This window comes from Metabacillus mesotrionivorans (assembly GCF_052171315.1).
Lineage (GTDB): Bacteria > Bacillota > Bacilli > Bacillales > Bacillaceae > Bacillus_P.
In genome coordinates, this window is the sequence record NZ_JBQMFF010000005.1 from 13,449 (window position 1) to 35,392 (window position 21,944).

A 21,944-nucleotide genomic window follows, 5' to 3' on the forward strand; every position below is an offset into this window, starting at 1 on the left:
ACGGGTTGCAAAAAACGCTAATGCCAGAAAAACAACAACGAAAAACCGCAGAACCAAATCTTTTTTGACAGATGGTTGACAATTCGAGGGGTCACTCTCTATAATTAGAAAGACTGTCTTTAACAGCTATTCCTCAGGGAGGTGTCTATAATGAAAAGAACGTATCAGCCAAATAACCGCAAACACAGCAAAGTTCACGGTTTCCGCGCTCGCATGAGCTCAAAGAACGGACGTAAAGTGCTAGCAGCACGTCGTCGCAAAGGAAGAAAAGTATTATCAGCATAGGCCACTGAAAACTATCAGTGGTCTTTTTTACATGGCCCAATCCTTCAAACAGATTGGGCCATGTTTTTAGGAAAACAGCTGTTTAAATAGATTCTTTTAAAGAAATAATGATGGCAGAGCTTTCAGCAGGCTAAAGGAACGTCAGGGAAGGATCCGGAGTGAGGGCATGAAAAAGAAAAACCGCATTAAAAAAAACGAAGACTTCCAAAAAGTATTCAAGCAGGGCAAGTCGATGGCAAACAGACAATTTGTGATCTACATGCTGAACCAGCCTGAAGAAAAGGAATTCCGCTTAGGCCTGTCAGTCAGCAAAAAGATAGGAAATGCCGTGACCAGAAACAGGGTAAAGCGTCTCGTCCGTCAAGTATTCCTTGAAGAAAAAGACAGCTTGAAAACAGGCATGGACTACATTGTCATTGCCAGAAAACCCGCGTCTGAAATGGACTATCATGAAGTGAAAAGCAGTCTCCTGCACCTTTTCAGAAAAACGAAAATCCTAAAGCCCGGCATTCGCCGTGAAAGCGCCATAAAAAATACATAGAAATGTTTAGAACAAATTTCGATTTCTTATCTAAAGATGTTAGAATATAGGTTGGGTACGCCGGCAAAAATTGTCCGGTTCAGTTAGATTGTTAGGAGGAATACCGGTTGAAAAGGAGAATATTGTTAGTGCTTGGCTTAGTGAGCATGGTGATGCTTCTTGCAGGATGTACAGAAGTCAATCAGCCAATCACAGAAGAAAGCCAGGGGTTCTGGAACCAATATATTGTCTATCCGTTGTCATGGCTCATTATATATTTCGCAGAATTAACGGGTGAAAACTACGGAATTTCCATTGTTATCGTTACACTTCTTATCCGCTTTGCCATTCTGCCTCTGATGATCAAGCAGATCAAAAACTCCAAAGCGATGCAGGAACTGCAGCCTGAAATGCAGAAACTGCGTGAAAAGTACAGCTCGAAAGATCAGAAAACACAGCAGAAGCTTCAGCAGGAAACAATGGCTCTTTTCCAGAAGAATAAGGTAAATCCTCTTGCAGGATGTTTTCCTTTACTTGTGCAGATGCCGATTCTTATCGGATTCTATCATGCCATCATGAGAACAGAAGCAATTGCCGATCACAACTTCCTGTGGTTTGACCTTGGTGCACGTGATCCATTATTCCTTCTGCCGGTCATTGCCGGTATTACAACATTCATTCAGCAGAAATTAACGATGGCAGGAACAGCAAGTCAAAATCCGCAAATGGCCATGCTTCTTTATATCATGCCAATTATGATCGTCATCTTTGCTGTCAGCTTCCCGGCTGCACTTTCCCTGTACTGGGTTGTAGGTAACCTGTTCATGATCGTGCAGACTATGATCATCTACGGACCTGATATTAAAAAGAATGCCCTTTTGAAATCGGGAGGAAAGAAAAAGTGAGAGAAATAACTGCTGAGGGACTTAGCGTCAAAGAAGCAGTACAATCCGCTTTAAAAGAGCTTCATGCAACTGAAAATGAAGTAGAAATCACCGTGATTGATGAAGGAAAAAAAGGTTTTTTGGGCCTGTTCGGCTCAAAGCCGGCAAGGGTGAAAGCTGTTAAACGGCCGAACCCCGCAGAAGAAGCGCATCGCTTTTTAACGGATGTTGTCAGAAATATGGGCGTGGACGCCGCTGTTGAAATGAAGCAGGACGGGAAAAATGTGACGTTTCAAATTGAAGGAGAGAAAGTGGCTCTTTTAATCGGAAAACGAGGACAAACCCTCAATTCCCTGCAGTATTTAACGCAGCTTGCGGCAAACCGCCATGCCAATCACTATCTGAACATTACCGTTGATGCGGAAAACTACAGATCCCGCCGCAAAGAGACCCTGATTCAGCTCGCTCACAAGCTTGCCCATCAGGCGATCCGGACGAGGAAAGAAGTTCCGCTCGAGCCGATGCCTTCCTATGAACGGAAGATCATCCATGCTGCACTGGTCAGCCAGCAGCATAAGATCAAAACCTACTCTGTAGGTGAAGAACCTCACCGCCATTTGGTGATTGCGCCTAAATAGCAAAACCCCGCTGATACGAAGTCAGCGGGGTTTTTTCTGTCTTCTGGAGGACTTAGATGAAGCGTGATTGGAAATATTGTTATTAACATGTGGATAAGTTAAAATAATAGGTAGCTGAATGTGCGGAAAATCAGACTGTGGATAAATTGAACTTTTTTCCTTTCAAATAAGAAATAACTGTGATATCTTATAAATTTGACTGCGTATTTAATAGAACATGCCATTATAGATTAATTTTGAAAGAAGCGGGGTGAAACGCATGGATTTCGATACAATTGCGGCGATATCCACACCGATGGGAGAGGGAGCGATCGCCATTGTCAGACTGAGCGGCGATGAAGCCATCGCGGTAGCTGACCGGCTTTACTCCGGACCATCCGGAAAAAGACTGCGTGACGTTGAAAGTCATACCATTCATTATGGACATATAAAGGATCCTGATACAGGCCAGATTGTAGAAGAAGTGATGGTGTCTGTATTAAAAGGACCAAAAACATTCACCAGAGAAGATATTGTTGAAATCAACTGCCACGGCGGCATTGTTTCGGTTAACCGTGTTCTGCAGCTTGCCCTGAACGGAGGAGCAAGACTTGCAGATCCCGGTGAGTTTACAAAACGTGCGTTTTTAAACGGAAGAATTGACCTGTCCCAGGCTGAAGCGGTGATGGACCTCATCCGTGCCAAAACGGACAGAGCCATGAACGTAGCGCTTGGCCAGATGGAAGGAAGACTTTCCAAGCTGATTCAAAAGCTGCGCCAGGAAATACTTGAGACACTGGCACACGTTGAAGTGAACATCGATTATCCTGAATACGATGACGTTGAAGAAATGACGCACAGTGTGCTCATTGAAAAAGCGACGTATGTGAAGCAGGAAATTGAAAAGCTGCTCCAGACTTCCCAGCAGGGGAAAATTTTACGGGAAGGCCTTTCGACTGTTATCGTAGGCCGTCCGAATGTAGGGAAATCCTCGCTGCTTAACAGCCTCATCCATGAAAATAAAGCGATTGTCACAGATATTCCGGGAACGACGCGCGACGTGATTGAGGAGTACGTGAACGTAAGGGGCGTGCCTCTAAGGCTGGTTGATACGGCGGGAATCCGCGAGACGGAAGACATTGTAGAGCGGATCGGCGTTGAAAAATCCAGACAGGTGCTGAAAAAGGCCGACCTCATTCTGCTTGTCATGAACTTCAGCGAAGCTCTCTCACAAGAAGATGAACAGTTGTTTGAAGCTGTCAGCGGGATGGATGTCATCGTGATTGTCAATAAAACAGATCTGCCTCAGCAGATTGATTTGGACCGGGTAAAAGAGCTTGCCGGAAACTCGCCGGTTGTCACGACGTCACTGCTCGAAGAACAGGGCATTGACCAGCTTGAAGAATCCATCAGCTCCCTCTTTTTTGAAGGGGCAGTCGGTCCTTCAGATTTAACCTATGTTTCAAATACAAGACACATTGCACTGTTGTCGCAGGCAAAACGGTCAATCGAAGATGCTCTTGAAGCCATTGATGCCGGCGTTCCGATTGATATCGTTCAAATTGATCTGACGCGCACATGGGAGCTTCTCGGCGAAATCATCGGGGATGCTGTTCATGAAAGCCTGATTGATCAGCTGTTTGCCCAGTTCTGTCTCGGAAAATAAGCTGCACGATTTTACATTTTGCGTTTTTTATAAATGACTTTTTTAAGGAGGAACTGCCGTGGGATATCACGCAGGTGATTATGATGTTGTTGTCGTAGGCGCCGGCCATGCAGGAGTTGAGGCTGCTCTCGCTTCTGCAAGAATGGGCGCCAAAACGCTGTGTTTGACGATTAATCTCGATATGGTCGCGTTTATGCCGTGCAATCCGTCTGTTGGCGGGCCGGCTAAAGGAATTGTTGTCCGCGAGATTGATGCTTTGGGCGGAGAAATGGCAAAAAATATCGATAAAACACATATTCAAATGAGAATGCTGAATACAGGAAAAGGACCGGCTGTCAGAGCGCTTCGTGCACAGGCAGACAAGTTCACGTATCAGCATGAAATGAAAAAAACGATGGAAAACGAACGGAATTTGACGATGCTTCAGGGAATGGTCGAGCGATTGATCATGGAAGACGGCGAGTGCCGCGGGGTTATCACGCAGACAGGTGCTGAATACCGCGCTAAGACGGTTGTGCTGACAACAGGCACATTCCTTAGAGGGGAAATCATTCTCGGGGAGCTTAAATACTCAAGCGGCCCGAACAATCAGCAGCCGTCTATTCAGCTGTCTGAGCACCTTCAGGAGATCGGCCTTGATATGGTCCGTTTTAAAACAGGCACGCCTCCGCGGGTCAACAGCCACTCCATCGACTACAGCAAAACAGAGATTCAGCCGGGAGACGAGGTACCCCGAGCTTTTTCCTATGAAACGACAAAATACATCACAGACCAGCTTCCTTGCTGGCTTACGTATACAAGTGAAGAAACGCACCGGATTATCGATGACAATCTGCACCGTTCGCCGATGTACTCAGGCATGATCAAAGGAACAGGTCCGCGCTATTGCCCGTCCATCGAGGATAAAGTAGTGCGCTTCAACGATAAGCCGCGCCATCAGATTTTCCTTGAGCCTGAAGGCAGAAACACTCAGGAAGTGTACGTGCAGGGACTTTCAACAAGCCTTCCTGAAGATGTGCAGCGACGCATTCTTTCATCAATCCCTGGTCTTGAAAAGGTAGAAATGATGCGCGCCGGCTACGCAATCGAATACGATTCAATCGTTCCGACGCAGCTGTGGCCGACCCTTGAAACGAAAAAGGTGCCGGGACTTTTCACTGCCGGACAGATCAACGGCACATCCGGCTACGAGGAAGCTGCCGGACAAGGGCTGATGGCCGGAATTAACGCCGCCAGCAAAGCCCTTGGCAAAGAAGAGGTCATTCTGAGCCGTTCGGACGCTTATATCGGAGTTCTGATTGATGACCTTGTCACAAAAGGCACGAATGAGCCGTATCGTTTATTGACCTCAAGAGCAGAGTACCGTCTCTTGTTAAGACATGACAATGCGGACCTGCGCCTTACAGAAACCGGCCATAAAATCGGTTTGATTAAAGAAGAGCGCTATCAGTCGTTCCTTCTGAAAAAAGACGAGATTGAAAAAGAGAAGAAACGCTTAAGCACCGTGATCATCAAGCCGAATCAGCAAACTCAGGACGTCATCAGACAGGCTGGCGGAAGCGAGCTGAAAGACGGAATCCGTGCAGCCGATCTCCTCAAAAGACCGGAAATGAACTACGATCATATTCAGGCGCTTGTTCCGGCAGATGAAATTATTTCCGGAGAAATAGCTGAACAGGTTGAAATTCAAATCAAGTATGAAGGTTATATTGAGAAATCTCTTCAGCAGGTGGAAAAGCTCAAGAAAATGGAAAACAAAAAAATTCCTGAAAACATCGATTATGACGCAATTTCAGGGATTGCATCAGAAGCGCGCCAGAAGCTGAAAGAGGTCAGACCGCTTTCAATGGCACAAGCTTCACGAATCTCAGGGGTTAATCCTGCTGATATCTCCATTCTTCTTGTTTATTTAGAACAGGGCAAGATCGCCAGAGTGGCGAACGAATAGCATCAGAAAGGTTTTGACTATGGACATTTCGTTATTTAAGGCAAGTCTCGAAGAAAAAGGAATCACCCTGACAGACACGCAGCTTCAGCAGTTTGAGACATACTATGATCTGCTTGTAGAGTGGAATGAAAAAATGAACCTGACTTCGATTACGGAAAAAAAGGAAGTCTATTTAAAGCATTTTTACGACTCCATTTCCGCTGCTTTTTATTTTGACTTTACAAAGCCGCTTTCCATATGTGATGTAGGGGCAGGCGCCGGTTTTCCGAGCCTGCCGATCAAAATCTGCTTTCCGCATCTGAACGTGTCGATTGTGGACAGCCTGAATAAACGCATCACGTTTCTCGACCACCTCTCAAAATCTCTGAATCTGTCCGGGGTTTCGCTTTATCATGACAGAGCCGAAACGTTCGGCAAAAAGAAAGAACACAGAGAGTCGTATGACGTTGTGACAGCGAGAGCGGTAGCGCGCCTTTCCGTATTAAGCGAGCTTTGCCTCCCGCTTGTCAAGCCTGGCGGACATTTTGTGGCCATGAAGGCAGCAAGTGCGGAAGATGAACTTTTAACAGCAAGAAAAGCCATCAGCACCCTCGGCGGAAAAACAGAAAATAAATATGCTTTTGAGCTGCCTCTTGAAGAAAGTGAGCGCTCAATCATCGTCATCCATAAGCAAAAACCGACACCTGCAAAATATCCGCGAAAACCGGGTACGCCGAATAAACTTCCTCTTGAGTAGACAGGCTCGCCTGAAGACAGGTGAAGCGGATCAGGAGGAAAGTTTGATTTGCATGCAGGAAAAAAGAGACTTGAAAGAGAAATAATATGATGGCAGTTTCTAAAGGTGGTGTAGGCTCATGAAGCATCCATTCTCTCGTTTTTTCGGCTTGGGAGAAAAAGAAGATACAGCAGAAAAAACAGCAGGAATAGATACAGAAGAAATTGATGATTCAGTATATGATGAGGTAAAGAAGATTCCGGTTGCGGACATCGTCCCGAACCGTTTTCAGCCGCGTACTGTATTTGCTGATGAAAAAATTGAGGAACTCTCTCTTACAATACACACACATGGCATCATTCAGCCGATTGTTGTGCGCCAGGCAGACGGCAACTATGAAATTATTGCCGGGGAAAGAAGATTCAGAGCTGTTCAAAAACTTGGCTGGGAAACGATTCCTGCCATCATCAAGGATTTCAACGATACGGAAACGGCATCTGTTGCGCTGATCGAAAATCTTCAGCGGGAAGAGCTTTCTGCCATTGAAGAGGCTGTTGCCTATGCAAAGCTGCTCGAGCTTCATAATCTGACGCAGGAGGCCCTTGCACAGAGACTTGGAAAAGGACAGTCTACTGTAGCGAATAAGCTCAGGCTGCTGAAACTTCCGGATGAAGTGCAGCAGGCGCTGCTTCAGAAGAAGATCACAGAAAGGCATGCGAGAGCGCTCATTCCTCTTAAGAAACCTGAACCTCAAATCCTTTTGCTTGCAGAAATTATGGAAAAGCAGCTTAATGTGAAGCAGACAGAAGACCGTGTTGTGAAAATGCTCGAAAAAACGGCGCCAAAAGCAAAAGCGAAACGAAAAGCGTTCAGCCGTGATACGCGCATCGCCATGAACACAATCCGCCAGTCGCTCTCAATGGTTGCAGACACAGGCGTCAAAATTAATGCCGAAGAAGAAGAGTTTGAAGAATACATTCAATTCACGATAAAAATCCCGAAATAAGCTCTCCTGCGTCCGTTGCAGGCGGGCTTTTCTTTTGCGGGCAGGACCTGATAAAACAAGGTTTACGGCCTATCGGCGCATTTTTTTAAATTCCTAAAAAGTTCAAACTATTGTCCATATTTCATGATAGAATAAAGAGATGATAGAGTTCATGTCTAGTGAATGAGGTGACACTGTGGGGAAAATTCTTGCCATTGCGAACCAGAAAGGCGGAGTCGGCAAAACAACAACTTCCGTAAATCTTGGCGCTTGCCTGGCTTATATTGGAAAACGGGTTTTGCTCGTTGATGTTGACCCACAAGGAAATGCGACAAGCGGTATTGGAATTGAAAAAGCAGATGTTGAACTATGTGTTTATGATATTTTAGTAGATGATGCAGATGTAGTAGATGTCATAAAGCCGACTGCTGTCGAAAATCTGGATGTTATTCCGGCCACGATCCAATTAGCGGGTGCCGAAATTGAACTTGTCCCGACCATTTCCAGGGAAGTCCGTCTGAAACGTGCGCTTGAAAAAGTAAAACATAACTATGATTATATGATTATCGATTGTCCGCCTTCTCTCGGGCTTCTGACAATCAACGCTCTGACGGCCTCTGATGCCGTCCTCATCCCTGTGCAATGCGAATATTATGCTCTTGAAGGGCTGAGCCAGCTTTTGAACACAGTAAGGCTTGTCCAAAAACATTTGAATACCGATTTAATGATTGAAGGCGTTCTTCTGACAATGCTTGATGCCAGGACCAACTTGGGTATACAGGTCATTGAAGAAGTGAAAAAGTATTTCCGCGATAAAGTTTACAGAACGATTATTCCCCGTAATGTGCGTTTAAGTGAAGCACCAAGTCATGGAAAGCCGATTATCATTTACGACCCGCGATCAAGAGGCGCAGATGTATATTTAGAATTGGCAAAGGAAGTGGTAGTGAATGGCTAAAGGGTTAGGAAAAGGACTTAACGCTTTTTTTACGAATATAGAAGCCGGCAAAGATGAATCTTATCAGGAAATCAAACTGAAGGATTTGCGTCCCAATCCCTATCAGCCCCGAAAAACATTTGCACCCGGTGCGATTGAAGAACTGAAGGAATCCATTCTTCAGCATGGCATTCTCCAGCCGATCGTTGTGAGAAAAAGCATAAAGGGCTATGAAATTGTTGTCGGTGAAAGACGGTACCGCGCGGCGAAAGAAGCAGAACTTGAGGTTGTGCCTGCCGTTGTGAGGGAGCTGACCGAGCAGCAGATGATGGAGCTTGCTCTCCTTGAAAACCTTCAGCGAGAAGACCTCTCTCCAATTGAAGAGGCTGCTGCATATCAGTCCCTGCTTGACCACCTGCACATTACGCAGGAGGAACTCGCCAGGCGGCTCGGCAAAAGCAGACCTCACATTGCCAATCATTTGAGGCTCCTTTCCCTTCCGGCAGCCATTCAGCAGCATATATCCGATGGCAAGCTCTCAATGGGCCATGGCAGAACGCTGCTTGGACTGAAAAACAAAGAGAAAGTGAAGCCGCTCGCTGAAAAAATCATGAAGGAACAGCTGAATGTCCGCCAGGTGGAACTTCTGGTGCAGCAGCTGAACGAAAACGTTCCACGTGAAACGAAAAAGAAGGCTGTCAGCAAAGATGTGTTTATTAAAGAAAGAGAATCCTACTTGCGGGAGTATTTCGGTACATCTGTCACCATCAGGCAGCAAAAGAAAAAAGGCAAAATTGAAATTGAATTTTTCTCAAAGGAAGATCTCGAGAGAATTCTGGAATTGCTTGAAGCGGAGCAATCATCTTAGGAAGCCATCTTGCCCATAAGGCGGCTTCTTTTGCTTTGGCTGACAGTACATACAGCTAAACGGAGTGATATAAATTGGTTTTAACAGGAAGTTTGGTTAATGCAGCGGGTATCATTGCAGGGGCCCTGTTAGGCCTTCTGCTGAGGAAAATACCTGAGACAATGAAACAGACCGTCATGGCTGGGATCGGTCTGTTTGTAATGGTTTTAGGGCTTGATATGGCGCTTGAGAGCAATCAGCTTTTCATTGTGATCATCAGCCTAGTGCTTGGAGCGGTCATTGGGGAAGCAATTGATATTGAGCAAATGCTTCACCGGGTCGGACGCCTGCTTGAACGGAAATTCAGCAGGGATCAGACCGGAAACTTTGCGCAGGGCTTTGTGTCGGCCACACTTATTTTCGTTATCGGGGCAATGGCGATTGTCGGATCGCTTGACAGCGGTCTTAGACAGGACCATGACATTCTGTATACGAAGTCCATGATAGACGGCTTTACGAGCATGGTTCTTTCGAGCACGCTTGGCATCGGCGTGCTGTTTTCGGCCGTGCCGGTCTTTTTGTATGAAGGCGGCATCGCCGTGTTTGCCAATGTGATTCATCAGTATATCCCTGAGAGTTTGCTTGATGATCTTATTTCAGAAATTACAGCAGTCGGCGGAATCCTGATTTTTGCAATCGGCTTGAACATGCTCTCGATTAAAGCCATCCGCGTGGCAAATCTGCTTCCGAGTCTGGCTGTCGTTGCTGTGATCATCACTGTGATGAAACTTGTATAATCTTACTGTATAGACCTGCTGGCATCCTTTACTTGGTTCAGCCAGGAGGTTTTTTTCTTTGGCGGCGCTGCGTTCATTTCGCGGTCAATGGATGCAATGCTGTCTGCAATAATCGAGGCCATCGACATCACAAGATGCAGCCTTGTGTTCTGAAGGACAAAAAACTCCATAAATCCGCTCACATTGACAATGCCGTTAATGTGGATGTCTCCGACTTCAGGAAGAACCTTGTTGACGCCTGCGCCAGGCTTGATCGGGCCAGCCCCAACCTGAAACGTCCCGACGCTTTTTAACCTGCCGAGGCATGCATCCACAGCTAAGATAAACGGCTTATGGAAGACGCGTTCAATCGCCTCGATGGTTTCTTCTAAATTAACCGCATGGACAGGGTTTGCAAGTGTTCCGTATATATGAAAATGGCGCAGGCCTGCATCCTTCAGCTTTGTTCCGACTAAAGGCCCCAGGGAATCACCTGTTGAACGGTCTGTTCCAATGCAGAGCACAACAACCGGTTTCCGTACAGAATGAAGGAGTTTCAGTTCAGCTGACAGCTGCTCGGCCGCATGTTCATCTTCATAATGGATACGGTCACGCGACGGTTTTAAAAAGCCAGGTTTAAAATTCATCCTTTCACTCCCTCATTTTAGTAGTATCAGTATACGGAAGAATTCAGAATTCTATACATGATTACGTGATTGCGGGAGTTTTAGGTCAGGACTGTCATTTCCTATGAAAAGTTGCTAAAATAAATTTTATCTTTAGGAATGTTTTATCTTTCATTAGAAAGGTTGATAAATAGTGGACTTTGCAAACAAGCTGATAAATAAAATGACAGATTCTTTTTTTAATGAAGATATGTGGATCAGTGTCGGACAAGGCCTGCTGAAAATCATTGGAATCCTCATCCTTGCCTCCATCCTGATCAAGATCGGCAATGTGGTGATCGGAAAGATCTTCATGCTCCGCACAAAATCACCGCTCAGGATTTCAGAGCGGAGAGAAAACACCCTTGTTAAATTGCTGGACAATGTTCTGACCTATCTTGTTTACTTCATTGCGCTCCTCATGATTCTTGAGACGCTGAGCTTTGATGTAAAGGCGCTTCTTGCCGGAGCGGGAATTGTAGGTCTTGCCGTCGGCTTTGGCGCGCAAAACCTTGTAAGGGATATTATCACGGGTTTCTTCATTATTTTTGAGGATCAGTTTTCTGTAGGGGATATGATCCGTGTAGGGCAGTTTGAAGGAACGGTTGAAGAAATCGGCCTGCGGACGACAAAAATCAAAAGCTGGACCGGTGAAATTCATATTCTTCCAAACGGGAACATAACGGAAGTGACAAACTTCTCGATCAACAACAGCGTGGCGTTTGTCGATGTCAGCATTGCCTATGAGGGAGACATCCCGAAGGCTGAAAAAGTCATTGAGGACCTTCTGCTTGAGCTTCCTGATAAATATGAAGAAATGGTCGCGCCGCCTGAACTGCTCGGCGTGCAGAATCTCGGACCGTCTGAAGTTGTGCTCCGGGTTGTAAGCGAGGTTCTCCCGATGAAGCATTTCCATATTTCAAGGGTGCTCAGAAAGGAAATTAAAATGAGACTTGATGAGCACGGAATAGAAATTCCATATCCGCGCATGGTGATGTACTCAAGAAACGAGGAATCAAGGCCAAAAGAAAGGATGACGGAATAGTGGATAAAGAGTTCGGCTTAAATGACGTTGTCGAAATGAAAAAACCCCATCCGTGCGGAGAGAACCGCTGGAAAATTATCCGGATGGGCATGGACATCCGCATCAAATGCGAAGGCTGCTCCCACAGTGTCATGATTCCGCGCCGGGAATTTGCCCGGAAGATGAAAAAAAGATTAGTTAAACATGAAGAATAAGTTTTTCTAAAGGGAAAACACGGATTTACAAGCCGGTTTTCCTTTTTTTAGTGGAGATAATGCCATTTCAGCATTCCGGGCCTCTCCCTCTTTAGCTTGTCATTTCCCTCGTTACTATCTATAATTGTTGAAGATTGGTTTAGAAACGAGGACTTGTCTTTTTTTTGTCCAGAAGATAAAACGCAAAGCCCTTTTTGATAAGGGCCATTTAAATATAGAGGAGTGGAATTCATTATGGCTTTAACAGCTGGAATCGTCGGTCTTCCGAACGTCGGGAAATCGACTCTTTTTAACGCCATCACACAGGCTGGAGCAGAATCAGCCAACTACCCGTTCTGCACAATCGATCCGAACGTAGGGATCGTTGAAGTGCCGGATGAGCGTCTTCAAAAGCTGACAGATCTTGTTCAGCCTAAAAAGACGGTTCCGACTGCATTTGAATTTACCGATATTGCAGGAATCGTAAAAGGCGCAAGCAAAGGAGAAGGCCTTGGAAACAAGTTCCTTTCTCATATCCGTCAGGTAGATGCAATCTGCCACGTTGTCCGCTGCTTTGCAGATGACAACATCACTCACGTTGCAGGAAAAGTGGATCCGATTGATGATATCGAAACAATCAACCTTGAACTGATCCTTGCAGACCTTGAATCAGTAGACAAGCGTGCAGACCGCGTCGGCAAGCTTGCAAAACAAAAAGACAAAGATGCCGTTTATGAGCATGAGGTTCTGTTAATGCTTAAAGAGGCGCTAGAGAATGACAAACCTGCCCGTTCTGTCGAATTTACAGACGAACAGATGAAAATCGTGAAGCACTTGCACCTGCTTACAAGCAAGCCGGTTCTTTATGTAGCAAACGTTTCTGAAGACGAAGTGGCAGATGCGTCAAACAATGAATATGTAAAGGCTGTCCGCGAATTTGCAGCAGGCGAAAAGGCAGAGGTCATTGTTGTCTGCGCCAAGATTGAATCTGAAATTGCCGAGCTTGACGGCGAGGAGAAAGAAATGTTCCTTGAAGAGCTTGGAATTGAAGAATCAGGCCTTGATCAATTGATCAAAGCATCATACAACCTTCTTGGTCTTGCTACTTACTTCACGGCAGGCGTTCAGGAAGTGCGTGCATGGACGTTCAAAAAAGGCATGAAAGCACCTCAGTGTGCCGGAGTCATCCACTCTGACTTTGAACGCGGATTTATCCGCGCCGAAACGGTTTCCTATGAAGATCTGCTGAATGCAGGAACAATGGGAGCAGCCCGTGAAGCCGGAAAAGTGCGCCTTGAAGGAAAAGAATACATCGTGAAGGACGGAGACGTTATTCATTTCCGTTTTAATGTCTAATCCCGGGTTGCCTAAAGTCCATTTGTTTGCTATAATTTAAACTTGTGAGTAATTGAAATGTTAATTGCTCCTTGCCCGTTTAGGGCCGTTTAGACCAAAAGGAGGTGTAAGAGATGAATAAATACGAAATCATGTATATCATCCGCCCAAACATTGAAGATGAGGCTAAAAAAGCTCTTGTTGAGCGTTTCAACACAATTTTAGCTGACAATGGTGCGGAAGTTGAAGAAGTGAAAGAGTGGGGCAAGCGCCGTCTTGCTTACGAAATCAACGATCTTCGCGATGGCTACTACATGCTTCTTCAAGTTGCATCAAAGCCTGAAGCTGTTCAAGAATTTGACCGCTTAGCGAAAATCAGCGAAGACATCATGCGTCACATGGTAACTAGAAAAGAAGCGTAATTCATATAGATTAGATATCTCAGAAAAGGATGATTCTGATGATGAACCGGGTTGTTTTAGTCGGCAGACTAACAAAAGATCCAGAACTGCGCTACACTCCAGCCGGAGCGGCAGTTGCTACTTTTACATTAGCTGTAAACCGCGCCTTCACAAACCAGCAGGGCGAAAGAGAAGCTGACTTCATTAACTGTGTCGTATGGCGCCGTCCAGCCGAAAACGTTGCAAACTTCCTTAAAAAAGGCAGTCTTGCGGGCGTTGATGGACGTCTTCAGTCACGCAGCTATGAAGACCAGACTGGCAAGCGCGTATACGTAACCGAAGTGGTTGCAGAAAGCGTCCAGTTCCTTGAGCCTAAAAGCGGCGGTGGTGGAAACAGCGGCGGTGGCGGAAACAACAATTATTACGGCGGAGGCCAGGGTGGACAAGGCGGACAGCAAAATCCATTCAGCCAAAACCAAAATCAAAATCAGAATCAGCGTAATCAAGGGCGTTCGAACTTTGATGACGATCCATTCGCTAACGATGGAAAGCCGATTGATATCTCTGATGATGACTTACCGTTCTAAAACATACAGCTCGAACTAAATGTAATTACGGAAGGAGGAAACAACTATGGCAGGCGGACGCAAAGGTGGACGTGCAAAACGTCGTAAAGTGTGCTACTTCACTGCACACGGAATCACTCACATCGACTACAAAGATGTAGATTTGCTTAAAAAATTCGTTTCTGAGCGCGGTAAAATTTTACCACGTCGTGTAACAGGAACTAGCGCTAAATATCAGCGTAAATTAACGATTGCTATCAAACGCTCTCGTCAAATGGCTTTACTTCCATACGTTTCTGGCGAATAATAAGATGAAAAAGGCAGTGAGGATTCCTTGCTGCTTTTTTATTATTCAAAGAAATTCCGACATATTTGATTTGCAGGTCTTGCTTCATTTAAAATAAGCTTGGAAGGTAAAAAAGAGGTGAATCTGTGAAACGGGTTAACGTACTGACAGAAGGCGCGATTCTTTTGGCGCTGTTTGCTGTCTTAACATTTATGACGCTTTATCTGCCGCTGTTCGGGGCAATTTTAATGTTCTTTATGCCGCTGCCGTTTATTTTATATACGGTCAGGCATGGTTTAAAGCCGGCAGGCATTCTGACGGCTGCATCTTGTGCTGTGCCATTGTTAATTGGTTCTTTGTTTGCTTTGCCGCTGACCCTGATTTTTTCAATAAGCGGGATTGTGATGGGTCATTTCTACAGAAAAAAGCAGACAGCAGGAGCTTTAATCGCTGGAACACTTTCCTTTCTGCTGAGCTTTGTCGTGCTGTATGCTGCATCCGTTGCGTTTTTTCAGGTTGATCCTGTGAAGGAAATGACAGCTGCGATGGATGAAACCTTTGAAATGGCGAGATCCATGATGGCAGCAGTGGGCCAGGAAGCAAATGAAGACGCAATTCAACAATTGGAAGAGCAGATGAAGCTCATAGGCTACTTGATTCCAAGTGTCCTTCTCTCTTCTGCTTTTATTTTCACCCTGCTCTCGCACGCCGCGGCCATTCCGGTGATGAAAAGACTGAATGTGCAGATGGCGAAGCTTAAGCACTTCCGCGAGTGGAAACTGCCTTCAAGCATCGTATGGTATTACCTCGGTGTAAGTTTTCTGATGTTTTTCGATCTTCAGGAAGGGAGCTTTCTTTTTATCGCCGCTGTTAACCTTCTGTTTATGCTGCAGATGCTCCTTGTCATCCAGGGATTTTCATTCATCTGGTTCTACAGCTATGTGAAAAACTATTCAAAAGCGATACCGATTGTTGCGGTCATTGTGTCATTGATTGTGCCGATCCTGATGTATCTCGTAAGAATCTTAGGTATAATTGATTTAGCATTTAATTTGCGGGGCCGCGTGAAAAAATAAAAGAAAAGCGCATAAACTAGATTCATACATTGACCCCAGCAATCTTGCGTATGTTTCACTGTAGGTTTGAGGAGATGAAACAACATGCCCAGTTTTTTTGAAAAACCATTAATCAGGTACCCCCTTCTAGCATTGATTGCCCTGACCGCGATTTCCATCATCATCCTCTTTTACTATCAGTGGATGATCGGTTTAGCCGGGGTCCTTCTTTTAGGTGCGATTTTGTTTCTTCTCCGGGCTGCCGATAGAAAAATAAAAGCAGAGATGGAGACTTATATCTCCACGCTCTCCTACCGTCTGAAACGGGTTGGAGAGGAAGCTTTGATGGAAATGCCGATTGGCATTATGCTGTTTAATGAACAGTTCCATATTGAATGGACCAACCCGTTCCTTACCTCCTGTTTTCATGAGGATACCCTTGTCGGGCGCTCCATGTATGATGTCGCAGAAGCTCTCGTTCCGCTTGTGAAACAGGAAGTGGACACCGAAACGATCACCCTTCATGAACGGAAATTCAAGGTGATCATTAAGCGCGAAGAACGGCTGCTTTATTTCTTTGATGTAACAGAGCAGATTGAAATTGAGAAGCAATATGAAGATGAGCGCACGGTTCTGGGGCTTATTTTCCTGGATAATTACGATGAAGTGACCCAGGGTCTGGATGATCAGACCAAGAGTTCGATCAACTCTCATGTCACGTCCATCCTGAACAAATGGGCGACCGAAAACGGCATTTATTTGAAACGAACATCCTCAGAACGCTTTATGGCAATTCTGAATGAGCATATTTTAATCAAGCTTGAAAAAGGAAAGTTTTCGATTCTTGACGAAGTAAGAGAGCAGACGACCGCCAAAAACATTTCCCTGACGCTGAGCATCGGAATCGGGTCAGGCGTCCCTTCTCTGACTGAGCTTGGCGACCTTGCCCAGTCGAGTCTAGATCTTGCACTAGGACGCGGAGGCGACCAGGTGGCCATCAAGCAGACGAACGGAAAAGTTAAATTCTACGGCGGAAAAACGAATCCGATGGAAAAGCGAACGCGCGTCCGGGCAAGGGTTATTTCACACGCTCTGACAGAAATTATTTCTGAAAGCGACAAGGTCATCATTATGGGCCACAAATACCCTGATATGGACTCGATCGGATCCGCTATCGGCATCCTGAAAGTGGCGCAGGTGAACGATAAAGAAGGCTTTATCGTGCTTGATCAAAACGAAATTGATACAGGTGTACAGCGCTTGATCCAGGAAGTCAGACAGCATTCGGATCTCTGGTCCCGTTTTATTACGAGAGATGAGGCGCTTGAGATATCGACCGATGATTCTGTACTGATTGTCGTAGACACTCATAAGCCCTCTCTTGTCATTGATGAAAAACTGCTCAATAAAATGGACAATGTCGTCGTCATCGACCATCACAGACGCGGCGAAGAATTTATTAAAGATCCGCTTCTCGTCTACATGGAGCCTTATGCTTCTTCAACGGCCGAGCTTGTAACAGAGCTTCTCGAATATCAGACAAAACGCCTGAAAATGAATATGATTGAAGCGACTTCGCTGCTTGCCGGCATCATCGTGGATACGAAAAGCTTCACGCTCAGAACGGGATCGCGCACATTTGATGCGGCTTCTTATTTAAGGTCCAAAGGGGCAGACACGATCCTTGTGCAGAAGTTTATGAGAGAAGATATTACGCACTACGTGAAGCGTTCAAAACTGATTCAAAATACAAACATGCTGAGAGAAGGCATCGCAATCGCGAAGGCAGATCCTGATTCAGAGGAAACGTTTGATCAGGTCATCATCGCCCAGACGGCGGACACCCTGCTGTCGATGAGCGGGGTTGTGGCATCGTTTGTCCTTGCCCGAAGAAACGACCAGACCATCGGCATCAGCGCCCGTTCACTCGGGGACATAAACGTCCAGCTGATTATGGAAGCTTTAGACGGCGGCGGACACCTGACGAATGCTGCCACTCAGCTTGAAAACCTGTCCCTAAACGCGGCAGAAGAGAGATTAGAACAGGCAATCCTGGAGTACTTAGAAGGAGGAACCAAATCATGAAAGTTATATTCCTGAAAGATGTTAAAGGCAAAGGGAAAAAAGGGGAAGTGAAAAATGTAGCAGACGGCTACGCACATAACTTCCTGATCAAACAGGGTCTTGCAATTGAAGCAAACAATTCAGAAATCAGCAAACTGCAGGGCCAGAAGAAAAAAGAAGAAAAAGAAGCTGCAGCAGAGCTTGAGCGCTCAAAAGAACTGAAAGAAACACTCGAGAGCCTGACAGTTGAGCTGAAAGCAAAATCAGGAGAAGGCGGCCGCCTTTTCGGTTCAATCACAAGCAAGCAAATCGCAGATGAACTGCTGAAAACACATGGCCATAAACTCGACAAGCGCAAAATCGAGCTGCCGGATGCCATCCGCGCTCTAGGGTTTACAAACGTGCCTGTCAAGCTTCACCCTGACGTAACAGCAACACTGAAAGTGCATGTAACTGAACAATAATAAGCAAGATGTGATGTGTGAATGGATGCTGCTTCTTTTCTGCGCATCACATCTTTTTTGCAGGCTTAAGTCCTGCCTAAATCAAGTTAAGGACGGTGATCATCATGAATGAAATGTTTGATGACCGGATTCCTCCACAGAACATTGAGGCGGAGCAAGCCGTGCTCGGAGCCATTTTTCTCGAACCCGCATCATTGATTACAGCTTCTGAAATTCTGATTCCAGAAGACTTCTACAGAGCATCTCATCAGAAGATTTACAATGTCATGCTCGGGCTTGCGGATAAAGGAGAGCCTGTTGACTTAGTAACAGTCACCTCAGAGCTTGCAGATGCCAATTTACTAGAGGAAATCGGCGGTGTATCTTATTTAAGCGACCTGGCGGGTTCAGTCCCGACAGCAGCCAATATTGAATATTACGGCAGAATCGTCGAAGAAAAATCCATTCTCAGACGCCTGATCCGCACGGCAACAACCATTGCCCAGGACGGATATTCACGCGAAGACGAAGTGGCCGTTCTCCTCAACGAAGCCGAAAAAAACATCATGGAAGTCTCACAGCGGAAAAACGCAGGAGCTTTCCAGAACATAAAAGATGTACTCGTCCAAACGTATGACAACATTGAATTGCTGCACACACGAAAAGGCGACATCACGGGAATCGCGACAGGATTTACCGAGCTCGACCGGATGACGGCAGGCTTTCAGCGAAATGACCTCATCATCGTGGCGGCCCGTCCATCCGTTGGTAAAACAGCCTTTGCCCTGAATATCGCCCAGAACGTCGCAACAAAAACGGACGAAAACGTCGCCATCTTTAGTCTCGAGATGGGTGCGGACCAGCTCGTCATGAGGATGCTCTGTGCAGAAGGCAACATTAACGCCCAGGCACTTCGTACAGGAAACCTGACCCCTGAAGACTGGGGCAAGCTCACAATGGCCATGGGAAGCCTCTCTGACTCAGGCATCTACATCGATGATACGCCCGGCATCCGCGTAAGCGACATCCGCGCAAAATGCCGCCGCCTGAAGCAGGAAAGCGGCCTCGGCATGATCCTGATCGATTACCTGCAGCTCATCCAGGGAAGCGGACGTAACAAGGACAACCGTCAGCAGGAAGTATCCGAGATCTCCCGGACACTGAAGTCCCTCGCAAGGGAACTCAAAGTCCCGGTCATCGCCCTTTCCCAGCTTTCCCGCGGCGTTGAGCAGCGCCAGGACAAGCGTCCGATGATGTCCGACATCCGTGAATCCGGAAGTATCGAGCAGGATGCCGATATCGTAGCCTTCCTTTACCGGGACGATTACTACGATAAAGAATCCGAAAACAAAAACATCATTGAAATCATCATCGCCAAGCAGCGTAACGGACCGGTCGGCACCGTCAGCCTGGCGTTTGTAAAAGAATACAACAAATTCGTCAACCTGGAACGGCGCTTCGATGATGCCGGCGTGCCACCGGGTGCTTAGAAGCTGTCCTTTGCGGGGCGGCTTTTTTTAATAGGGGCAGGGGCAATGCGGGTGAACGTGTATGAAGCATGCGTGCTGTAATTTAGGAGGGATATGGAAATTTTCAAGTAAAAGACTGTTTGCAGCAAGAAACGGAACGGCTTTTTCTAGTAAAAGAGGTATTCCGGCAAGTAATTCCCACATGGTGGCAAGTAAACGGCCTGGATGGCTCTCGAGCCTCGTTTTTAAGCCTTCGAATGCTCAAAATCTTCTTCGAGCGGGACGCATGTATGAAGCATGCGTGCTGTTATTTAGGAGGTATCTGGAAATTTTCAAGTAAACGTCTGTTTGCGGCAAATAACGGATCGGCTTTTTCTAGTAAAAGCGTTATTCTGGCAAGTATTACACATGTGGTGGCAAGTAAACGGCCTGTATCACTCTCACGCTTCGTTTTTAAGTTGTTTAACTCCAGTGGAGCGGAAAGGAACTGGTAGGACAGCGGCATATCTTGCCCTAACAGAATGAAACCCCAAATCAGCGGTTAACCAATAAAAAGATAAACTAAAATACTCAAAATCCCGATATATTACGAACGAAAAGAATTTGAAATCTTATTAATGTTCGTCTTTTCGTTGACTTTCTCTTGTTCAACTGGTAGAATTAGCTTGTTTGATTGAGCGAAACTAGAACGTGTTTTAAATAACCGGAGGTGCACATTAATGTCTTCAGTAGTAGTAGTTGGTACACAATGGGGAGATGAAGGAAAAGGCAAAATTACCGATTTCCTTTCCGAAAATGCGGAGGTCATTGCCCGTTATCAAGGCGGAAACAACGCCGGACATACAATTAAATTCAACGGTGAAACATATAAGCTGCACTTAATTCCATCAGGTATCTTCTACAGTGATAAGACCTGTGTAATCGGCAATGGAATGGTCGTTGATCCTAAAGCTCTTATGACGGAGCTTAAATATCTTCACGACCGCGGTGTCAGCACGGACAACCTGCGCATCAGCAACCGCGCACACGTTATTCTGCCTTACCACCTTAAACTTGATGAAGTAGAAGAAGAGCGCAAAGGCGCGAACAAAATCGGCACAACAAAAAAAGGAATCGGACCTGCTTATATGGACAAAGCAGCGCGTGTCGGCATCCGTATTGCTGACCTCCTTGACCGTGAAGCATTTGAAGAAAAGCTTGCACGCAACCTTGAAGAAAAGAACCGCATGCTTGAAAAGTACTATGAAACAGAAGGCTTCACAATGGAAGAAATTCTTGATGAGTACTATGAGTACGGCCAGCAGTTCAAACAATACGTCTGCGATACAGCCGTTGTACTGAACGATGCTCTTGACGGCGGCAGACGCGTGCTGTTTGAAGGTGCACAGGGCGTTATGCTTGATATCGACCAGGGAACATATCCGTTTGTTACATCATCAAACCCTGTTGCAGGCGGCGTAACGATCGGTTCAGGCGTCGGCCCGACGAAAATCAACCACGTTGTCGGCGTATCCAAAGCCTACACAACACGTGTTGGAGACGGTCCGTTCCCGACAGAACTTGATAACGAAATCGGCCACCAGATCCGTGAAGTCGGACGCGAGTACGGAACAACAACAGGCCGCGCGCGCCGTGTCGGCTGGTTTGACAGCGTCGTTGTCCGCCACGCACGCCGCGTCAGCGGAATCACAGACCTGTCCCTTAACTCAATTGACGTTCTGACAGGCATTGAAACACTGAAAATCTGTACAGCATACAAATACAAAGGCGAAATCATGGAATCATTCCCTGCAAGCCTTAAAGTCCTTGCTGAATGCGAGCCGGTATACGAAGAGCTTCCAGGCTGGACAGAAGACATCACAGGCGTACGCGACCTCGGAGAACTTCCGCAGAACGCACGCAACTACATCGAGCGCGTATCGCAGCTTACTGGCATTCCGCTTTCCGTCTTCTCTGTCGGTCCTGACAGAACGCAGACAAACGTTGTAAGAAGCGTATACAGCTAAGCCATTGAATCGAAAGGGATCCGTCCCTTTCGATTTTTTAATTATTTTTAAAATAGTCTTGTGTTTGAGCTGTTATTGAACTATAATAATTTAGGTCGGCAGATAATCGCTGATCCATACATACTTCGGCTTGGTAGCTCAGTCGGTAGAGCAAAGGACTGAAAATCCTTGTGTCGGCGGTTCGATTCCGTCCCAAGCCACTACATCGAAAAGCGGAAGCACCCGTTTAGCTCCGAAAGCCAGATAAGAACTGAAC

Annotated in this window: 23 protein-coding genes and 1 tRNA gene; 23 read left to right on the forward strand and 1 reads right to left on the reverse strand. The window is 46.1% G+C overall.

The genetic code is table 11. From position 1 onward, the window contains the following. The first annotated feature begins 150 nt into the window (after window positions 1–150). From rpmH to ACTSEZ_RS14360, 11 genes are all read left to right on the forward strand, one after another. Complete coding sequence (rpmH, locus tag ACTSEZ_RS14310; protein ID WP_029282916.1) at window positions 151–285, forward strand: 50S ribosomal protein L34; 135 nt, start codon at window positions 151–153, stop codon at window positions 283–285. Between the two features lie 166 nt (window positions 286–451). Further along, window positions 452–826: a ribonuclease P protein component gene (gene rnpA / locus ACTSEZ_RS14315; RefSeq protein WP_282033546.1), complete on the forward strand. Its 375-nt coding sequence runs from the start codon at window positions 452–454 to the stop codon at window positions 824–826. A 107-nt stretch (window positions 827–933) separates the two neighbouring features. After that, window positions 934–1,710 (forward strand): YidC family membrane integrase SpoIIIJ, encoded by a 777-nt coding sequence (gene spoIIIJ, locus ACTSEZ_RS14320; protein ID WP_369734850.1) that lies wholly within the window; start codon window positions 934–936, stop codon window positions 1,708–1,710. Then, entirely contained in the window at window positions 1,707–2,327 is a 621-nt protein-coding gene (gene jag, locus ACTSEZ_RS14325; RefSeq protein WP_369734851.1) for an RNA-binding cell elongation regulator Jag/EloR, read from the forward strand. The genes spoIIIJ and jag overlap by 4 nt, the downstream gene beginning before the upstream one ends. Window positions 2,328–2,586: 259 nt before the next feature. After that, complete coding sequence (gene mnmE, locus ACTSEZ_RS14330) at window positions 2,587–3,972, forward strand: tRNA uridine-5-carboxymethylaminomethyl(34) synthesis GTPase MnmE (RefSeq protein WP_369734853.1); 1,386 nt, start codon at window positions 2,587–2,589, stop codon at window positions 3,970–3,972. A 58-nt stretch (window positions 3,973–4,030) separates the two neighbouring features. Continuing rightward, window positions 4,031–5,920: a tRNA uridine-5-carboxymethylaminomethyl(34) synthesis enzyme MnmG gene (gene mnmG, locus ACTSEZ_RS14335; protein WP_369734855.1), complete on the forward strand. Its 1,890-nt coding sequence runs from the start codon at window positions 4,031–4,033 to the stop codon at window positions 5,918–5,920. 19 nt (window positions 5,921–5,939) lie between these two features. Further along, window positions 5,940–6,656, forward strand: a complete 717-nt coding sequence (gene rsmG / locus ACTSEZ_RS14340; protein WP_369734857.1) for a 16S rRNA (guanine(527)-N(7))-methyltransferase RsmG — start codon at window positions 5,940–5,942, stop codon at window positions 6,654–6,656. 118 nt (window positions 6,657–6,774) lie between these two features. Beyond that, complete coding sequence (noc, locus tag ACTSEZ_RS14345; RefSeq protein ID WP_342826968.1) at window positions 6,775–7,641, forward strand: nucleoid occlusion protein; 867 nt, start codon at window positions 6,775–6,777, stop codon at window positions 7,639–7,641. A 175-nt stretch (window positions 7,642–7,816) separates the two neighbouring features. Continuing rightward, the gene (locus tag ACTSEZ_RS14350; RefSeq protein WP_029282932.1) at window positions 7,817–8,578 is read left to right on the forward strand and encodes a ParA family protein; all 762 of its coding nucleotides are present in this window, start codon (window positions 7,817–7,819) and stop codon (window positions 8,576–8,578) included. Beyond that, on the forward strand, window positions 8,571–9,425 hold the full coding sequence (locus tag ACTSEZ_RS14355) for a ParB/RepB/Spo0J family partition protein (protein ID WP_369734858.1): 855 nt from the start codon (window positions 8,571–8,573) through the stop codon (window positions 9,423–9,425). Before ACTSEZ_RS14350 ends, ACTSEZ_RS14355 begins: the two co-directional genes overlap by 8 nt. A 74-nt stretch (window positions 9,426–9,499) precedes the next feature. Further along, window positions 9,500–10,201: a DUF554 domain-containing protein gene (locus tag ACTSEZ_RS14360; protein WP_369734859.1), complete on the forward strand. Its 702-nt coding sequence runs from the start codon at window positions 9,500–9,502 to the stop codon at window positions 10,199–10,201. 2 nt (window positions 10,202–10,203) lie between these two features. Here ACTSEZ_RS14360 and yyaC read toward each other — a convergent pair whose 3' ends face one another. Beyond that, on the reverse strand, window positions 10,204–10,827 hold the full coding sequence (gene yyaC, locus ACTSEZ_RS14365) for a spore protease YyaC (RefSeq protein WP_369734861.1): 624 nt from the start codon (window positions 10,825–10,827) through the stop codon (window positions 10,204–10,206). A gap of 202 nt (window positions 10,828–11,029) precedes the next feature. On the opposite strand from yyaC, the gene ACTSEZ_RS14370 reads away from it, so the two are divergent. The 12 genes from ACTSEZ_RS14370 (at window position 11,030) to ACTSEZ_RS14425 (ending at window position 21,888) form a co-directional block, all read left to right on the forward strand. Then, entirely contained in the window at window positions 11,030–11,890 is an 861-nt protein-coding gene (locus ACTSEZ_RS14370; protein ID WP_369735135.1) for a mechanosensitive ion channel family protein, read from the forward strand. Further along, a complete protein-coding gene (locus tag ACTSEZ_RS14375; protein WP_029282942.1) occupies window positions 11,887–12,084 on the forward strand; it encodes a DUF951 domain-containing protein in 198 nt (65 codons plus the stop codon). Before ACTSEZ_RS14370 ends, ACTSEZ_RS14375 begins: the two co-directional genes overlap by 4 nt. A gap of 234 nt (window positions 12,085–12,318) precedes the next feature. Continuing rightward, the gene (gene ychF / locus ACTSEZ_RS14380) at window positions 12,319–13,419 is read left to right on the forward strand and encodes a redox-regulated ATPase YchF (RefSeq protein ID WP_282033553.1); all 1,101 of its coding nucleotides are present in this window, start codon (window positions 12,319–12,321) and stop codon (window positions 13,417–13,419) included. 113 nt (window positions 13,420–13,532) lie between these two features. After that, complete coding sequence (rpsF, locus tag ACTSEZ_RS14385) at window positions 13,533–13,820, forward strand: 30S ribosomal protein S6 (protein WP_369734863.1); 288 nt, start codon at window positions 13,533–13,535, stop codon at window positions 13,818–13,820. A gap of 38 nt (window positions 13,821–13,858) precedes the next feature. Beyond that, window positions 13,859–14,386, forward strand: a complete 528-nt coding sequence (ssb, locus tag ACTSEZ_RS14390; RefSeq protein WP_203289290.1) for a single-stranded DNA-binding protein — start codon at window positions 13,859–13,861, stop codon at window positions 14,384–14,386. Between the two features lie 46 nt (window positions 14,387–14,432). Continuing rightward, window positions 14,433–14,672 (forward strand): 30S ribosomal protein S18, encoded by a 240-nt coding sequence (gene rpsR / locus ACTSEZ_RS14395; protein WP_029282950.1) that lies wholly within the window; start codon window positions 14,433–14,435, stop codon window positions 14,670–14,672. Window positions 14,673–14,797: 125 nt separating this feature from the next. Next, window positions 14,798–15,727, forward strand: coding sequence for a YybS family protein (locus ACTSEZ_RS14400; RefSeq protein WP_369734865.1), 930 nt, complete (start codon window positions 14,798–14,800; stop codon window positions 15,725–15,727). 84 nt (window positions 15,728–15,811) lie between these two features. Next, window positions 15,812–17,791: a DHH family phosphoesterase gene (locus ACTSEZ_RS14405; protein WP_369734867.1), complete on the forward strand. Its 1,980-nt coding sequence runs from the start codon at window positions 15,812–15,814 to the stop codon at window positions 17,789–17,791. Next, window positions 17,788–18,234 (forward strand): 50S ribosomal protein L9, encoded by a 447-nt coding sequence (gene rplI, locus ACTSEZ_RS14410; protein WP_369734868.1) that lies wholly within the window; start codon window positions 17,788–17,790, stop codon window positions 18,232–18,234. The genes ACTSEZ_RS14405 and rplI overlap by 4 nt, the downstream gene beginning before the upstream one ends. A 104-nt stretch (window positions 18,235–18,338) precedes the next feature. Next, window positions 18,339–19,703 (forward strand): replicative DNA helicase, encoded by a 1,365-nt coding sequence (dnaB, locus tag ACTSEZ_RS14415; protein WP_029282958.1) that lies wholly within the window; start codon window positions 18,339–18,341, stop codon window positions 19,701–19,703. A gap of 698 nt (window positions 19,704–20,401) precedes the next feature. Continuing rightward, complete coding sequence (locus ACTSEZ_RS14420) at window positions 20,402–21,688, forward strand: adenylosuccinate synthase (RefSeq protein ID WP_029282960.1); 1,287 nt, start codon at window positions 20,402–20,404, stop codon at window positions 21,686–21,688. A gap of 127 nt (window positions 21,689–21,815) precedes the next feature. Continuing rightward, window positions 21,816–21,888: transfer RNA gene (locus tag ACTSEZ_RS14425), tRNA-Phe, on the forward strand. Window positions 21,889–21,944 lie beyond the last annotated feature (56 nt).

Bases quoted from the DNA above. Each gene is read 5' to 3' on its own strand.
- rpmH (WP_029282916.1), top strand. From the start codon at position 151: ATGAAAAGAACGTATCAGCCAAATAACCGCAAACACAGCAAAGTTCAC.
- rnpA (WP_282033546.1), top strand. From the start codon at position 452: ATGAAAAAGAAAAACCGCATTAAAAAAAACGAAGACTTCCAAAAAGTA.
- mnmE (WP_369734853.1), top strand. From the start codon at position 2,587: ATGGATTTCGATACAATTGCGGCGATATCCACACCGATGGGAGAGGGA.
- rsmG (WP_369734857.1), top strand. From the start codon at position 5,940: ATGGACATTTCGTTATTTAAGGCAAGTCTCGAAGAAAAAGGAATCACC.
- noc (WP_342826968.1), top strand. From the start codon at position 6,775: ATGAAGCATCCATTCTCTCGTTTTTTCGGCTTGGGAGAAAAAGAAGAT.
- ACTSEZ_RS14355 (WP_369734858.1), top strand. From the start codon at position 8,571: ATGGCTAAAGGGTTAGGAAAAGGACTTAACGCTTTTTTTACGAATATA.
- yyaC (WP_369734861.1), bottom strand. From the start codon at position 10,827: ATGAATTTTAAACCTGGCTTTTTAAAACCGTCGCGTGACCGTATCCAT.
- ACTSEZ_RS14370 (WP_369735135.1), top strand. From the start codon at position 11,030: ATGACAGATTCTTTTTTTAATGAAGATATGTGGATCAGTGTCGGACAA.
- ychF (WP_282033553.1), top strand. From the start codon at position 12,319: ATGGCTTTAACAGCTGGAATCGTCGGTCTTCCGAACGTCGGGAAATCG.
- rpsF (WP_369734863.1), top strand. From the start codon at position 13,533: ATGAATAAATACGAAATCATGTATATCATCCGCCCAAACATTGAAGAT.
- ssb (WP_203289290.1), top strand. From the start codon at position 13,859: ATGATGAACCGGGTTGTTTTAGTCGGCAGACTAACAAAAGATCCAGAA.
- rpsR (WP_029282950.1), top strand. From the start codon at position 14,433: ATGGCAGGCGGACGCAAAGGTGGACGTGCAAAACGTCGTAAAGTGTGC.
- ACTSEZ_RS14405 (WP_369734867.1), top strand. From the start codon at position 15,812: ATGCCCAGTTTTTTTGAAAAACCATTAATCAGGTACCCCCTTCTAGCA.
- rplI (WP_369734868.1), top strand. From the start codon at position 17,788: ATGAAAGTTATATTCCTGAAAGATGTTAAAGGCAAAGGGAAAAAAGGG.
- dnaB (WP_029282958.1), top strand. From the start codon at position 18,339: ATGAATGAAATGTTTGATGACCGGATTCCTCCACAGAACATTGAGGCG.
- ACTSEZ_RS14420 (WP_029282960.1), top strand. From the start codon at position 20,402: ATGTCTTCAGTAGTAGTAGTTGGTACACAATGGGGAGATGAAGGAAAA.